The following is a 15,953-nucleotide window of genomic DNA, read 5'->3' as shown; positions in this document are numbered from 1 at the left end:
ACGAAAATATAATCTAAATAACTAGTACTCCCAGAGACTTTGCTCGAAATCAGACATCGATTTCTTGATGCGTTCCGATTCGTATAGCTTTCTTGGGTCCTTTGGATCTGTTAGTCCAAGCATATCTACGATATTTTTATTGCCCGGGTTAGTCTCTTTGATCACATAGCTCGAAAACAAGCGCCTTACAAAGAAATCGTCCAGGGATAAAGTCGAAGCATCATTGCCCGGGTTTACCAGACGTTTTGTGCTCAATAGTTGTCTTGCATCATCATAGTATACCCAAAATACTGGTTTCCAGTTTCCTTCTTCCATTTTCATCGGTGCAATACCTACAATCCTGGGTTCAAAAATAGAACGCTTCACATCGAGGATCCAATCTTCCTTAATCCTGTATTTCACGAACTCATCTGACCTCAATCTTCTCAAGGTAGGGTCTCCAATTTTTCCACTTACTGAATCTATTACCCCTTCAGTTACACCCTGTGCACTTTGCAGAGCTTCCAGGGGTGTCAGCGCAATCCGGAAGGAATCGTTATCGTCCAGAAGTTTCCCTGCTGTCGTATCCTTACTGGAATAAACCGTCAGTTCCTCATCCTTGATTGCCTGCAAAAGCACATCGATTAGTTTAGAGTCGGCGGAGTTCAGCACAGAATTGATCGTATCCCTCAGGTCGATCTCGCGCCAGATGCGTTTCGCATAGTATACATCCTCTTCCCTTACATCAGCATAAGGAACCATGATATTGCTATCTATTTCGGTACGTACTACAAAACCGTCCTTAGGAGGGGTTTTGATTTTTTTCTTTTTCAGGGAATCCACCTTTATAGCAGGAATACTGTCCTGTGCAAAAGCGGCAGTTCCAAGCAAAACAAATACGATCAGGCTTAAAATATTTTTCATAATCCGTCTATTTAGCTACAAATGAAATTCCATCCAATACTTTAGATCTTCCATCAGGTCCTTCGCAAACAATATCTTTAAAGATAACAGTTGCATTAGGTTTCAAAGAATTCAAGGCCCCTTTTACCTGGGTGCTAAAGCCTGCACCACTATTTTGCAGGGTTAGCGGATCAGATTTAGGATTGATAAAAGTAACCGCAAAACGGACTACCCTGAATTTCACGTCAAATACAAAATCTTCCAGTTGCGTGTCGATGGCGCCTGCACTTTCCAGGAATTCCAAAGGCACGTTACCGCCAGATTTATTCTTTACGTATGCTCTTGGCGTAGGTAATGCTTTTACCCTAAACTGCTGTGAACCTAAGTTCAATGTTTTACCACCTGAACTCGCAGAAACTGTAACGCTCAAGGTTTTACCCACATCACCTCCGCCTACATTCACTGTATATTTTCCATTTCCACCAGAGATAGAACCTCCCGAAATAGAGGCCTTTACGCTCTCCAAAGGAAATCCAGCGGCAGAAACTGAGAATGGATTTGGAACACCAGCATAAATTACATTCATCTTATCCGGCGATACTGTCGCGGAAGGCTTCGCCACCTGATAAGTCTGCTCCGCAGTTGGATATTCTTTTACAGTTCCGTCAGTCTGCTTCACGCGGATCACCCCACGCCATTTGAATACACCTACACTTCCTGTACTTCCTGTATAAGTTCCTTTACCATCTCTAACCGCCAACGCACCACCATTCACCGTGATGGAAGGGTTTGACCTCGAATCACTCGCAGTTAAAAACACCTGCGCAGTATAAGGCTGTCCTTGAATCACATATGAAGAGGGTGCCACAGCAACCGCGTCAAACTGATCCAGGTTTACCAGGGCCTTATCCATGTTACCGAAAAGCTTTTTCACAATCTCCGCTTCGGCATTTTTCACATCCGATTGGATTTTTGTCAGTGTCGTATTGGCCGCCGTCAAAGGCATTCCATCGCCAAAATTAATATCTTCCCACTTTTTTTTGCCATTGATGTTCTTCTCGGCATCCTTTGCCTCAAGGGTAAAGGTCACTCCTGCACGGTCTTTTTCATCAAGTAATCCGATGAGCTTTTCGCGGGTCTCATTGATCTTCACTTTCAATTTCTCCCCCTCTTTCTGATTGATCATGATGCCTTGCGCGATATCTAAACTCGCCCTTTCTACCAGGTCGCCGGTCTCCTCATCAATTCCTTTTCCGGCTACACTAAACTGGTCCTTCAGCTTCTGAACATAATCGTTCAGTTCATCGGCATAGGCTTTGGCCTTATTTGCCTTCTCCCAGATGGGTTGTGCCCGGGCAGGTTCATCTTTTAACTTTGTATTTTGAAACGATGAGAACAATTGATCGATGCTGGTATTCACGTTAGTTTTTGAACTCGTCAAACTATCGTTGAAATTCTTAAAAGCATTCAATATGGTGTCTGATACGTTTAAAGCGAGCATTGCTAACAATACCAAATACATGATATTGATCATCTTCTGTCTCGTTGTCTCTCTTCCTCCGGCCATTTTAAATAGGTCTGTGTTGCTTAATTAATGAAACTAATTGATTCCAATTATACGCGTGGCTGGTTCATCGCAGACAGCATGTTGCCATAGATTGCATTTAAAGAAGCCAGGTTCTTAGCCAGTTTGCCCACTTCATCCTTAAATTGTTTGGAATCTTCCATCGATTCATTGAAGTTGTTCATGGTCAGTGACAGGTTCTGATAGAACTTGTTCATAGATTTCAGGTGAGCACTTGAATCCTGCAGTTCCAGTTCATATACTGCGTTCAATGCAGAAAGATTTTTCGCCAATGCATTGACTTGATCGTGATAAGCGGAAGCACCGGCATTGCTGTTGCCCATCTCTACCAATTGTGCTGTTGCCTTCTCGAAAGCACCACTCAATCCATCAAAGCTCACAGAAGCAGTTTTCACCTTACTGGTGAATTCCTGAGTTGCTGTAGAGGCATCTGCCACATTAGAAATCGCAGCTACCTTATCACCGAAAGTACGTAATCCATTGCCCAGGCTCTCGATCAGCTCAGGACCGATCTTAGCATCAACAAGCATCTTATCTAAAGCAGCAGTCGAAGAAAAAGCAGGTGCAGCAGCCGGAACTGGCCTTGCAGACGCTTTAGGTAACTCACCGTTAAAATCGTCACTCAGTTCAGGATAAACACGCTCCCATGCAGGTTCCTTTGTGGGCTGTATAAATCCGGTTAATGCAAAAAGAAATGCCTCTACACCCAGACCAATTCCTATGGCAAGGTTACCAAAGGCGCCGCCTATATGTAAAATCTTGAATAATGCGCCCAAAATTACGACACTGGCTCCCAAGGAAATAGCCAAGTGCATAAAGTCAAATTTTTTCTTTGCTGCCATGTTTTCTGAAATAAAGGATTTTCGAATGATAAATAAGTTCTATTAGTTTTTGTACGAGATATCTGTTCCAGGATATGAAGAAACACATCTGAAGCCGATATATGACCTGGCCTGGTCCTGGTACTCATAAGTACCTACAGAGTTTTGCAGGAAGAAACCAATGTCCTTCCAGGAACCGCCCCTGACCACCTTACGTTTCAGGTACTTGCTGTCCCCCGTTTTGGCAGTATAGGTATAATTTGGATTAAAGTCCAGCAACATCGGTGCTGAAGACTGGTTATACGAAGTAATTGTCCATTCTGCTACGTTTCCAGCCATATTGTACAGGCCATAGTCGTTAGGAAAGTACGATTTCACATTTACCGTATACAGACCACCGTCGTCAGAATAATTTCCGCGGCCCACTTTAAAATTGGCTTGCATACATCCCTTCGTATTGCGTACATAAGGACCGCCCCATGGGTATTTCGTTTTCACATTTCCACCACGTGCAGCATATTCGAATTGAGCGTCGCTAGGCAACATATATTCAGGTCTGGAATTGAGCGGCTGTTTACGGGCCACAGCAACCGACTCATAGAAACGGGTGCGCCAAACACAAAAAGCAGATGCCTGTTCCCAGTTGACTCCCACCACCGGATAGTCATCATAGGAAGGGTGATTAAAATAAGTTTTTACCATTGGGTCATTCTGGGAGTAAGAATAATCTACTTTCCAAACCATAGTATCCGGATATACCGCGATAGATGGATGCTGATTCGGATTACTCAGATCAGGAACATCCGTATAAGTGACAATAAAATCCTGTCTTCTTTTGGAAGAATCCCTTCTGCCGGCAGCAGCAAGGTCCGTACTTACATAGCTATAAGCATATTTGAGTCTCCTCACATCAATCTCATTTCTTCCTGGGATCGCGTCTGCACCGCTATAGTACATATCGGAGAGCTTGGAGCCCAATCCACCACTCTTATTGCTCCACAATAAAGACCCGTCCCCCACTTTTCTCCAATCGATATTCCTGGAAACACCTAAAGAAGCAGCTCCCTGAGCACCCTGAGGGGCTGGCTTAAAGAAAGCTGGAGCTCCGGAAGGGCCTAACATCGTTACTGCCACAGAATCACGAACCCAATTTACAAACTGTCTGTATTCCGCATTCGTGATCTCCGTCTGGTCCATGAAAAAGGCACTAAAAGAGGTCATTTTGCTCGGTGAGCTCTGTGAATTGTTAATATCTTCATCAGAAACGCCGATCAGCGTCCTTCCTGGTGGGATATAAACCATACCTAAAGGTACCCGATTGTTCCTGAATTTCTTGTTGTACACCCCCGTAAGTTCCCCTTGCCCGCCCCGGCCGCAGCCAGTGGAAAGCATTGCAACAATAAGAAAAAAGAATAGATATATGTTCTTCATAAGACAGTCGAGCAATTTTGTAACAATTTTATCAATTTTGATTGATATAAACAATTATTAATCACAAAAATATACCGCTGAACAAAATGAACAAATTTATTCCCAGGACAAAGAAAGCTATTTATTAGACTTCTTAATGTAATTTTCTATCGCCATGATCATTGAAGGAGCTTCCGGAGAAGGCGCTGCAATGTCTACGATCAATCCGGCATCTTTTACCGCTTTATGCGTGTTTACCCCGAAAGCCGCAATCCGCGTATTGTTCTGCTTGAACTCCGGAAAATTCGTGAAAAGAGACTGGATACTCGAAGGACTAAAAAAGGCAATTACATCATAGAAAACCTCAGCCAGATCAGAAAGATCAGACACTACCGTACGGAACAATACCGCAGATTTGAAATCGTAGCCATTCTTCTGCAAAAAGCTCATCGTATCCTCTGTAGCTACATCAGAACATGGGTACAGGAATTTTTCTCCTGCATGTTTCTTCAGTACCTCTGCCAGATCAGCCGCGGTCTGCTTGCCAAAAAAGATCTTACGTTTTCTGTATTGGATGTACTTCTGCAGGTAAAGCGCTGTAGATTCTGAAATACAGAAATATTTCAGGTCAGCGGGCACTTCATACCTCATCTCTTCACAAATCCTGAAGAAATGATCTACCGCATTTCTGCTGGTAAATACGACAGCAGTAAAGTCTGCTAAGTTGATTTTATCCTTCCGGAAATCTCTGGCAGGAACTCCTTCAACATGAATAAATGACCTGAAGTCAATTTTCAAATTGTACTTTTTCGCCAAATCAAAATAAGGAGATTTTTCCGTTTCTGGCTTTGGTAATGTTACTAGTATACTTTTTACCTTACGCAACCTATCTTCTATCTTTTCTTGCATGTTACAAATTACAGCGTTATAACCCTATGGCCTTGATTAATATTAATATGGGGCAAATTTCGAGGGCACAAAAGTACAAAAACAAATAGACTTTTGAAAATCGATGATGAGATAAAATATTAACCCCTGCCCTAATAAACTGAAATACAAATACCATCACCAAAATGATCAGGGAGATTGCAATGTAGTAAGGTCCGTATTTTAAGGGAGATAAGGCAAAAGCGATCACCAACGGAATAAACAATAAGGATAGATTAAAATAACTTAAATATAATATGGTCACATACTCACTTACCGGTTTTTGAACATTAAAAAGGTATCCGAGAACCCGTAGAATCACAATCTTCAGAATATACAACACGACAATCAACACCGAAACGCTCAGATAAAACTGAAAACCACTACCGGCGAAGGCGATGTGATAGAACTGCGAGACGAGGTAAAAGAATATTCCGACTGTAAAGCCAAACTGCACAAATAAGAGCAAAAAAGGCCAGGAGGTAAAGAGGTTGTCTTCTTTATTGAGGTTGTTCAACACCCTATTGCTAAAAAATGACTGGACGATGGTCTGCAGTTGTTTGGTAAATGAAACCTTTAGTACCGCGAAAAGGACAAGGAGCAGCCCGATCACTCCCAAAACCCAGAGTTCACCCTTTGGCACCAACTTGCCCAGGCGGTATTTACTGACCGGAACCTTTGCAAAATCTTTGTACCGCAGCATCAGGTTAGAGCGCCCTACCGTATTGGCTTTCAATATACTATCGATGATCATTCCCCTGTCTACCAGCGAATCCGGAAAAAGCCAGGTGGCCTTCATGATGGAATCTGTCACAATTTTTTGTCGCGCCAAAAATGCAGAATCCCTTACAAACCGACGTTGAAAAGGCTTTGCCGCCACAGTTGTGTCAGCTGAAAACGGGCTCAACTGCGCAACTGCCTGATCAGATATCAGGGCAAATAACAAGGAGATGGCCAGAATTATCCTTTTGAAACACATTGCTGCAAACTTACGGTTTATAGCTGATATCCGCTACTCGAATTCCCCTTCCCCATCATCCACCGTATCTACACCGTCAAATCATACGTTTAGTCGGTCGCGAGACGGAGAGGAGACGGAGAGGAGACGGATACAGGTACGGCTCATCATTACATGTCATCTTTTACAATATCCCTTGCGCTGTCATTACTCCGGCTGATTTTACCAAATCGGTAAGACACATTGAAACTGCCAATCAGTCTCCGGCTGCTGTTGTAAGAGTGCATCTGATAACCATCTGCCTTGACAATGTTTTCATTGATGAAATACGGTTGATGAAAATTGCTGATCAAACAGGAAAAACTCAGCTTTCCCCGGACATAGGCCGCAGAAAAATTAGAGCCAAAACGAGCCGGAATCTTCAATTGAAAGCTAGTTCCCCCATTGTAGCTCAGCCCGGTTTTAAGACGCAGATTAGGAGACGGGGTATAACCAAAACTTAGTGCTTCTCCCCATTGCAAGGTCTTCTGCACTTTGTTTTCAGTGAGGTGGAAATTCACAAAGCTAAGGTTGGACGACAGTTGGCCTGTAAGTCGGGGCAGCAGAAAAAAGTTAACGGAAACATCTGTTTTATACTGGTCCGATGACGAAAGGTTACGGTAAGTCTGAACAATAGTACTATCTACCGCAAGCCTGTATTGGGAAATTGCATCTAGGGTATGGGCAAACCGTCCGGTCGCAACAATCCCGACATCGCTGACAACAGTATTCACAGTGCCTGAAAGATCCAGTATTTTAGCGGGTTTCAGCGCTGGATTACCTATGGTTTGCATCCCGCTGATGCTGTATTGGCCTCCGTAATTAATGATGGTCGACATACTCATCAGTTCGGGACGACGCTGTGAATACTGGGCTTCGAAGCGCAAACTACCCGTTTTTATATTTCTCAGCACAGACAGATAAGGTGAAAAAGTCATAAAACCTACTCTATCCCTGCCTTTTAAGTTCTGAATATAATCATGGCTATAATCTTCTTTAAGCACCATGCGCATGGAAAAATCACGGAATGCCCGGTCCCAGGAGAGCAGAAAGGCCGCATAATTATAAGTAATGTTGTTGTCCTGAAAAATGGTACTGTCGGCACCAGCAGCATTCGCTTGATAAATGTAGTCATAAGCCTTGTACAGCGTTCTGTTGAAATATTTTAATACTGCTTCAAAATTCCCTGCTTTCTTGTGCCGATATTCATAACCTGTCAAAGCATACATGCCACGTTCACCTCCGCTGTTGATGCTCTGATAATTGCTATGGGGTTTAAATTCACCGGCAAGGGTTGTTGAAATGGCATCAGTTGCGTTACTGGTATTTTTACGTTCCAATTCAAATGAAACATCAAAACGCTTGCTGGAATAAGCACTGGCCTTTGGCTTGTAGACATAGCTTACATTAGCCTTCATGACATTGTTTTTAGCGGCGGGGCCGCTATTTTTAAGCAGCATGTTGGCCTTGCTCGACAATACACCTGCCTGGTACTGCTCATTGGTACTGAGCATGTCGTAAACACTGTTGTTCAGCGAATAGTTAAAGGATGTATTTAAAGTATGGGCGGGGGCAATAAAATAACTGTCATTGATACCCAGCGAGGTACTTCCGGAATGGTTACGCTGCTGCTCCGTTTTCCTAAACTCCTGGTAATTTTCATGGTAATAATCTGTTTCCCAGTTTTGTTTACTTTTAGGGGCATACATTAAAGAAGCAAAAGGGATGATGTTGAAAAGGTGCTTCTTTTTACTCAGGGACAACGAAGCGTTAAAGGTACTGGAATTGCTGCCTAAAGCAGTTCCCACATTACCAAAGTAACCTTTCTGATAAGTCGTGGCCACAAAACTTACTGTGGGCCGCTCCGTTCGGAGGTCAAACAGGTTCAATTCTATTTTGTCATATGCAGCTGCACTTCCGGTACCCAGGGTGTTGGCAATCTGCTGATCAAAGCCCGCAACGGCAAGGCCATCGCGCAGAACTGCAACCTCCTTCCCCATGTAGGTAATCTTACCGGTAGCCTCATCCACTTCTATACCCGGAATTTGCTGGAGTGCATCTGCCAATGTCCAGAATTTAGCATCTGGTATTTTGGTCAGGTCTAAAGTGCTTCCCCTGGCCGTTTCTTTCAGTGCCTTTTTGGGCACTGAAATGGTAACAGTTTTCAGTTCTACAGGTTTCTCCTGAGCATAGGTTTTTCCTGCACAGGCGGAGAAAACAACACCAATCAACAGCATTTTTGTCCAGCGCATTGCGGTCTAATGCTTTGCCTTTGAAACTTTACGCAGCAAGACTTTTACAGTATCTACCACATCCTTTTTAGAACGAAAGTTGATCATGGAATCCAGTGGTTTATAATCAATTGAATTACGGTCCTCTTTCCATTCAGGATTTTTGTATTTGTTGTCGTTCATATTGATTTCAACCTTCGAATAATAATTGTTCATACCGAATCGTACCAATCCGTAACCCAGTTCATTCGTCTTACCTGCGGTGATGATGGTTCCGGAACGGGCAATTGAAAATTTGAGTCCGGACAAGGGTTTCATGGTCTCTGCGTCCAGCAAAAGGACTACTTTCTGAAAAAAAACTTTGGTAGGTGCCATTCCGCTCCCCCTTGAAGTGCCGACCACGACACTTTCCTGAGCCTGGCTGAGGGCGGGAATTCCTAAGGCCAGGATTAATACTGATAAAACAAGTTTTTTATACATTTCTAAATCTTTTTCTATAAAAGATTATCGGACACGTTATTGACATATCCGATAATCGGTAAACTAATTTTCCTTCTTTAATCTTCGTAGCATCCGCAATAGTGGACGATCAGATCCGGCCAGTCACAGGTCTCCGTATTTTCATTATAATCCAATCCCGGGGGACAGACATACCTATGCCAGATCAGGTCTGGGCCACAGATAAAATAGTTGGAGCAATAAATAGAACTGGCCCCCATGGCACCTTCTCCCCAATAACCACATGGTCCACCGGGAATGTCCTGCTGAGCGGCTACTTTGCCCGCTCCTGCCATAGAGATCAGTAGCAATGCAGAAAGAAACATTTTCTTCATAATTGTTTTTATTAATGGTTTTAGATTAGATAATTCAGATTAATCGCCCAATACCAATCCTTTTATGGTCAATTGTAGCGGAGAGTTGCTGGCATTGGCACCAATTTCCAGCATGTGTGTAAATTCGCCTGACCTTTTAGCGGTGAAGTTGACGTGTATGATACCATTTGTGCCGGGTTTAATGGCGGTTTTCGGATAATCTGCAACCGTACAGTCGCAATCTGTGATGATCTTATTTAAAATCAGGTCTTGCTTACCGATATTCTTAATGGAGAAATCCACTGTTTTTTGTTCCCCAAATTTGATCTTTCCGAGTTGTTGTTCAGTATCTGACAGACCTATATATGCGTCACTATAGACATTGTAGTTGGCGTCAACCAGCATTTTCATTTCAGTACGTAGTCCTGAATTAAAATACAAAGCGGATGGATCTTCTACAGCAAGTGCAACCAGTGCGGTCTCTCTCGCTTTTTGATCATCCTTTACCGTGTTATAATACTTTGCCAGCAAATAGCGGTTATAGAAAGATGGATAGGCACTCAGGCTGCGATTTAAAGGTTCGGGCATTGCCGTCAAAGCTACGCTGTCTTTATTACGGCCATACTGATCCCAAAAATACTGGCTTTCAATCAGGCCTCCGACGTATTGCAAAAGTCTTGAAGACTGCATTTTACTTTCGGCGCCAGGTTGATAGTAATGGTCAACCCACACTTCCTTTTTTCTGACTTTTTCCAATAGCTTTTCCATCTGAGGCTTCTTCACCGTCCCCATTTCAATCCCGATCAACTTGCGCTCTGTATCAAAAAAGAGAAAAATAGGAAAACTGCCCCGATTGAGTATTCTTGAGAGCCATTTGCTGCCAGTTGCATTCTCATCAATACGCTGGATCACAAAATCTTTATAAATATGTTGCGCATAGTTCTGGTCCTTCATCAGGTCTACTTCGAACAATTCGCACATGCTGCAACCTGATTTGTTGGAGACCAGGATAAGCCCTTTATTTGATGTACCAGCTTTTTCAAAGCCGCTGAACAAAGAGGTATTTCGAAGTACTGTTTCTTCTGCCGGTGATTTACAGGAAGCAACACATAACATGAGTATTCCGAGATATATGAGCAGCAATTTTTGAAGTTTAACTGGAAAACTTACGGATGATGATAAAGTTGTCATTTAATGATGATCTATTGTTGTAGTTAATTAAAGATCGAGCTTAAAATTAACAACAACAATAGATTCTTTCTATCATATTAACAGCAATTACCCTTCATTTAGGATTTATGCAGATATCTGAAATATCCATCAAAAAATTCCTCCGCCTGTAACTGAAACACGGCGGCGATCTGGACGATACGTTCTACATTCAGATTGGTACGGCCATTTTCCAGCAGGCAATAGGAGTTTTGCGAGATATCTATGGCATTGGCCATAAAATATTGGGAGTATTTTTTTTGTTGCCGCAGCGTCCGTATATAGTCGCCCATACTGGTTGAGTTGATCGTTAATTGTTCGCGCATTTGAATGATTAGCTTAGGGTCTGATTAATCCAGGACACTTTGAAACATTTTATCGCTCTTATTGATTAGTGCTGCTTTTTTCAATCCCCATCTGGCATATCGTTTTGCCTGCAGCATGTCTTCCTGATTTTTCATGATACTTGTCGCGCTAGCCAATACAGCATAACTCGAGTTTTCTTGTACAACCAATTTCATCCATTCCGCATATAGTTTTTTCTCTTCAGCATCTACATCCGGAAGCGAAAGGTACATTGCCATATACCTCAGTTTATTGTCATCGTCATTGTAGTTTTTGGCTGCATACCTAAAAAATGCTTTACGATCTTTTTGTTGCCTGTAAAAATACTCCTCCGCGATATCCAATTTGGCATAGGGCCAATCCGTGCTGGAGAAAAGAGGCTTTACCTCATTCAAGAATGCTTCGAACTTTACATCATCACGAACTGGGACAGCATTTTTCAGTTTAGCAAAAATGATGGCATTTCTGCGCGAGGCTATCAGTTCTTTTCCATACATGGATTCCAATCTCCTGTAGTTTTTCAACAGGTAATCTGACCATTCAGGACTCAGAGAACGGCTCATCAGAAAAGGCATTGCATCTGCTTCTTTCATCATGTCTTTTCCACTCAGGAAGCCCGAAAGTTCTTCTGCATTGATGGCTTTTCTCTCGGTAAAAAACGCCCTGTAAAAGTCGGGATAATTAACATCCAAAGCAGCATTGAAACCGGCCATGACCTGACCCTTTTTAGCAGCAGCAACTGCATCACTCAGCTTGCTTTGGAATTTATCTGCCTCCTGATAACCTGAAAATCTGGATACAAGCTGTCCCTCGCTGTTCAGTAGCAGGAAAGTTGGAAAGCCCGTAACGCCGTATTTAATCTGCAATTGCTTACCCAGATCATCCTTTAAAAAATCAATCTTCACGCTGATGAAATTTTCGCCCATCAGCTTCACCACCTGAGGAAGTGGAAACACCTCATCGTCCATTTGTTTGCAGGGATGACAGCCCACAAAATAGCTATCGATGAACACCATCTTGTGTTCCTTTTTCGCCTGTTGCAAAAGTTCGGCCCAACTGTTTGCTTTACTAAACTGCGCTTCCTGAGCGCTCAGGGATAGGGTCATTACGGCCAGTAAAAAGCTGCACAATAATTTAAATTTTTTCATTTTTATAGCTTTGATTAGGGTTGAAATAGATTTCTTTTTTTGCCATGTTGATGGTGAAATTGTAGCGGCTGATGAGCCTCACACCTATCGATCCATCAAATCCGGGGTTCCAGCTTTCGCTTTGTCCGCCACCTGCCATGAGCGTGACTGACATGTTCTTAACTGCAGGCATTCCTGCGAAAGAAAAAGATTGCGCCTTTCCGCTGAAGGTAGGGGTAGTGATGCCAATACTGGTCGTACTACCATGACTTTCAGACTGGAACCCGCTCACCAGTAACTTGTTTTGTTTGACAAATGGCCGGAAACAAATGAGGCTATAGGAGGCTCCGGTATCGAAAACAAAACTGCCAGCATGAGGTTGATCCGCGGTAATACTGAGTGTACCCGGCAAAATGAACACTCCGGAAGGAATGGTAAAAGGTACTGATGTACCACCTTTTTCGTAGGTGTAGTCGCCAAAGCTGTAGAGTCTGATCTCTTTCTTATCGTAATCTACTTTGGTGATGTAATTCTTAGCCAGGGTATTGCCGATAATGCCATCAGTTTCCCGGTGCATCTCTTTGAATATGGCGATGCTCTGGTTTTTGAAATCAAAGTTTCCCAGATGAACAGTATTGCCCTGGGATACTGAAATCTCCATGGTGCCACCTACTACTGAGGCATTCTGCGTACGCGATACTTTGAGGCCTACAGAGTCTGCCAGGGATTTACTCAGCGCCATTCCATCTGCACCTGTATCAAACAAGAGCTTCAAAGGGCGGGGGAAGTCGTTTAGTTTCACCGTCAGGATAATGGTTCCGTTATGGTCTTCAAAAGGGATAATGGCCAGCTCTTTCGACTGCTGTGCAAAGGACATCCTGGTCAGCATGGTCAGGAGCATGACGAGGAAAAAGGGAGATTGGTAATTTTTTTTCATCTGTTGAGGTTTCGTCGTATTGTTTAAAAGCCATAGATTTTAGCCAATGCTTTATCGATGTCGTCGGTTGCACTAGCGGTTACCCGCAATAGGATTTTACCGTCCTGACCTACCAGGATCTTTGTCGGGAAGGCGTTCACATGGAAGGTCTTTACGAGATCCTGCTTTTCAATACCATCCTGGTTGAGCACGTGCAGCCAGTTGATCTGGTCTTCCTGAATCGCCTTCAGCCAACTAGCTTTAGATAGGTCCAGTGTTTTTCCCCTTTCCTGGGCTATTGCTATGATCTCAAATCCTTTCGCATGGTATTTTCTGTAGAGTTCTTTGAGGTGAGGATGACTGGCCCTGCATGGTCCGCACCAGCTTCCCCAGAAGTCCAGGAGATAGTCCTTACCTTTTAGCAGATCCGGACTCACTTTATTGCCCTCTTTATCTGTACGTTCAAAAGTAAAAACCGGAGTGCCCGCCATAGTTGGCGCAAGTTTCTGCAATGTAGCGGTGATGGACCCTCCCTGTGGGGTGTCTTTATACTTGCCTGATAGGGCGTTCCAGGCCGACTGATACTGATCGGCGGTATACATATTTGCCATACGGCTTAGGAGAAAGACAGAGGCAAACAAGTCAGGATGACTGTTGATAAATTTCTTCTGGGCAGCCATGCTGTCCTTAAAAATCTGGCGGATTTCTTCGTGCATTTTTAGTGAATCTGCCGTAGACATCTTTTGAGACAGCCTATTTAGCAGTTCCTGATACCGGGCTTCTCCTTTGGCGGTCTGCTGGATTAAAGCAGCATAGGCATTATTTTCAGCATCACCTGTTACCCTGGCTACCGAAAGGACATGGGCATCCCCTTCTGCGCGCAGATCTTTATTCCCGATAAAGAAATTTAAAGGTGGACTCGGCATAGAAGGTTTTGCTTCGGGATCTTTTGGCCAGGATATCATCAGTCTTGCTGCCAGGGGAGTTTGCCCGGCAGCTAAATGCAAGGAAAAATGGTCTGCATTACCTTCTGCACCTGCATACTGACTTTTGCCTTTCGCATCTGTATAGGAGATCCATACTTTGTTATTTCCCAATCCCTTGAGCGTTCCGGAGAGTTGAATACTATCCGATTGTGCGTTTGAAAAACGACTTAAAAATAGCATAACTGCAATTAGAAATAGGTATTTTTTCATATTTGGCATGTATAAAAGGGTTGAGCAATAGCATGGAGCACACCGATGTCTCAACCCTTCTTTCTTGGATATATTATTTGGCTGCCAGCGTCTTTTCAAGCAGTGCTTTTAAAGCCGGATTAGATGGCCTGGGCGAATCCACAGTAACGATTTTCCCTTCTTTATCGAATACGAGGAAACGCGGAATGGTATTCACTTTATAATACTGAGAGAATTCATTTCCTGGTCCACCGGCAAACAACTGTGTACCGCCAAGGTTTTCATCTTTGATCATCTTGAGCCATTTTTCCTTGTCGGTAACTGCATCGGTAGACAGGCTGATGATTGCTACATCTTTGCCTTTCATTTCCTCTTCCAGTTTTTTCAGGTGAGGGATTTCGGCCCTGCAAGGCCCGCACCAGGTTGCCCATACATCTACCAGCACAACTTTACCCTTTAAAGAGGCCATAGAAACTGTTTTCCCCTCTTTGTCGGGATAAGCGAATGCATACGCTGCATCACCAGGTTTAAGCGTAAGTAATGGGGTAAGGATGTCCAGATTTTTCTTTTTCTGGCTGGCAGTGATCACATATTTGCCAAAGGCATCGTTCATGTCTTTGTAGTCATTATAACTTTTCAGACCAGCAAACCTGTCCAGCAGAGCGTCCCCTTTAAGGGTATCATTAGGGATGAATGCGAATGTATTTTTTAATCCTTCTACACCCGGCAGGTATTTGATGTTTTGTTGCCTGGAATTGAGACTTACCAAGCCGGAAAGCGTCCGGCTTCCCCATGGATATGCATAGATACTTGCGGTGTTACGCGCAAAATCTTCAGCTTTTAAGGTTGCATAATAAGGGCTGTATTCCTCCACTGCAGGGTGGGCAGAGCGCGGGGTGTTGATGAAATTGGTCGCATAACTGGCCAGGTCCCAAGCCATATATTGTTTGATATTTTTATCAAATTTGGCATTACCTGTAGCTTTTCCGTTCAGAAAGGTCTTGGATTTAGCAGTAGTACTTTCCAGAACAGGGAAGAAATCAACAAAAGTACTTTGTGTTTTCATGAAATTAATTGATTTGTGCTCAATCGGATGCACCAGGTCATGCCATTGTGTGAGTACAATATTCTCTTTGGAATTCAGTTTACCTGTCAGTACATAGCTGGAATCCAGGATAGATACCGACAATTTATCACCTGCTTTAAAATAGAATTTATAGTTGTCGTTGGGACTGCCTACAGTACCGGTACCGATCACATACAGGCCTTCGTATTCCGGATAGAAAATAAACCCAAATTTCCCCTTCTCTTCAGGGGTAGTGTTGGAAATTTCAACAGGTTTTCCCTCTACTACTTTAAATAGTTTTACGGGAGTGATTCTTTTCTTGACCAGAACTCCGGTGATCTCTACCGGTGCCTGCGCAAAAAGCGAAGCAGTGGCCAGGCCCAGCATTACAGCTGTTCCAAATAGTTGTTTAAGCATGATTGTTTTTTATTTATGTGTGGTTATCAGTTG

The 15,953-nt window shown here is 43.3% G+C and carries 15 protein-coding genes; all 15 read right to left on the bottom strand.

Features of this window, described 5'->3' with window-relative positions; all coding sequences use genetic code 11:
• Positions 1 to 21: 21 nt before the first annotated feature.
• Positions 22 to 903: a type IX secretion system ring protein PorN/GldN gene (gene porN / locus WAE59_RS15275; RefSeq protein ID WP_337856850.1), complete on the bottom strand. Its 882-nt coding sequence runs from the start codon at positions 901 to 903 to the stop codon at positions 22 to 24.
• A gap of 7 nt (positions 904 to 910) precedes the next feature.
• The gene (gene porM / locus WAE59_RS15270) at positions 911 to 2,449 is read right to left on the bottom strand and encodes a type IX secretion system motor protein PorM/GldM (protein ID WP_337856849.1); all 1,539 of its coding nucleotides are present in this window, start codon (positions 2,447 to 2,449) and stop codon (positions 911 to 913) included.
• A gap of 47 nt (positions 2,450 to 2,496) precedes the next feature.
• Entirely contained in the window at positions 2,497 to 3,309 is an 813-nt protein-coding gene (porL, locus tag WAE59_RS15265) for a type IX secretion system motor protein PorL/GldL (RefSeq protein WP_337856848.1), read from the bottom strand.
• A 42-nt stretch (positions 3,310 to 3,351) separates the two neighbouring features.
• Positions 3,352 to 4,719, bottom strand: coding sequence for a type IX secretion system lipoprotein PorK/GldK (porK, locus tag WAE59_RS15260; protein ID WP_337856847.1), 1,368 nt, complete (start codon positions 4,717 to 4,719; stop codon positions 3,352 to 3,354).
• Positions 4,720 to 4,836: 117 nt separating this feature from the next.
• On the bottom strand, positions 4,837 to 5,607 hold the full coding sequence (locus tag WAE59_RS15255; protein ID WP_337856846.1) for a uroporphyrinogen-III synthase: 771 nt from the start codon (positions 5,605 to 5,607) through the stop codon (positions 4,837 to 4,839).
• 16 nt (positions 5,608 to 5,623) lie between these two features.
• The gene (locus WAE59_RS15250) at positions 5,624 to 6,604 is read right to left on the bottom strand and encodes a DUF4271 domain-containing protein (RefSeq protein WP_337856845.1); all 981 of its coding nucleotides are present in this window, start codon (positions 6,602 to 6,604) and stop codon (positions 5,624 to 5,626) included.
• 149 nt (positions 6,605 to 6,753) lie between these two features.
• Entirely contained in the window at positions 6,754 to 8,874 is a 2,121-nt protein-coding gene (locus WAE59_RS15245; RefSeq protein WP_337856844.1) for an outer membrane beta-barrel protein, read from the bottom strand.
• 6 nt (positions 8,875 to 8,880) lie between these two features.
• On the bottom strand, positions 8,881 to 9,333 hold the full coding sequence (locus WAE59_RS15240; protein ID WP_337856843.1) for a hypothetical protein: 453 nt from the start codon (positions 9,331 to 9,333) through the stop codon (positions 8,881 to 8,883).
• A 77-nt stretch (positions 9,334 to 9,410) separates the two neighbouring features.
• On the bottom strand, positions 9,411 to 9,686 hold the full coding sequence (locus tag WAE59_RS15235) for a carbohydrate-binding module family 14 protein (protein WP_337856842.1): 276 nt from the start codon (positions 9,684 to 9,686) through the stop codon (positions 9,411 to 9,413).
• A 39-nt stretch (positions 9,687 to 9,725) separates the two neighbouring features.
• The gene (locus tag WAE59_RS15230; protein ID WP_337856841.1) at positions 9,726 to 10,856 is read right to left on the bottom strand and encodes a DUF1573 domain-containing protein; all 1,131 of its coding nucleotides are present in this window, start codon (positions 10,854 to 10,856) and stop codon (positions 9,726 to 9,728) included.
• 98 nt (positions 10,857 to 10,954) lie between these two features.
• On the bottom strand, positions 10,955 to 11,200 hold the full coding sequence (locus WAE59_RS15225; protein ID WP_337856840.1) for a helix-turn-helix domain-containing protein: 246 nt from the start codon (positions 11,198 to 11,200) through the stop codon (positions 10,955 to 10,957).
• A gap of 24 nt (positions 11,201 to 11,224) precedes the next feature.
• Positions 11,225 to 12,367 carry a thioredoxin family protein gene (locus WAE59_RS15220; RefSeq protein WP_337856839.1) on the bottom strand — a complete coding sequence of 381 codons (1,143 nt, stop codon included), beginning with the start codon at positions 12,365 to 12,367 and terminating at the stop codon, positions 11,225 to 11,227.
• Positions 12,354 to 13,283 (bottom strand): retropepsin-like aspartic protease, encoded by a 930-nt coding sequence (locus WAE59_RS15215; RefSeq protein WP_337856838.1) that lies wholly within the window; start codon positions 13,281 to 13,283, stop codon positions 12,354 to 12,356. The genes WAE59_RS15220 and WAE59_RS15215 overlap by 14 nt, the downstream gene beginning before the upstream one ends.
• Before the next feature lie 23 nt (positions 13,284 to 13,306).
• On the bottom strand, positions 13,307 to 14,458 hold the full coding sequence (locus WAE59_RS15210) for a TlpA family protein disulfide reductase (RefSeq protein WP_337856837.1): 1,152 nt from the start codon (positions 14,456 to 14,458) through the stop codon (positions 13,307 to 13,309).
• A gap of 73 nt (positions 14,459 to 14,531) precedes the next feature.
• Positions 14,532 to 15,920: a TlpA family protein disulfide reductase gene (locus tag WAE59_RS15205; RefSeq protein WP_337856836.1), complete on the bottom strand. Its 1,389-nt coding sequence runs from the start codon at positions 15,918 to 15,920 to the stop codon at positions 14,532 to 14,534.
• Positions 15,921 to 15,953: the final 33 nt, after the last annotated feature.

The sequence above is a fragment of the Pedobacter sp. GR22-6 genome, assembly GCF_037402555.1.
In the GTDB taxonomy this organism is placed as follows: domain Bacteria; phylum Bacteroidota; class Bacteroidia; order Sphingobacteriales; family Sphingobacteriaceae; genus Pedobacter.
This window is presented reverse-complemented; position numbering and strand designations above follow the sequence as displayed.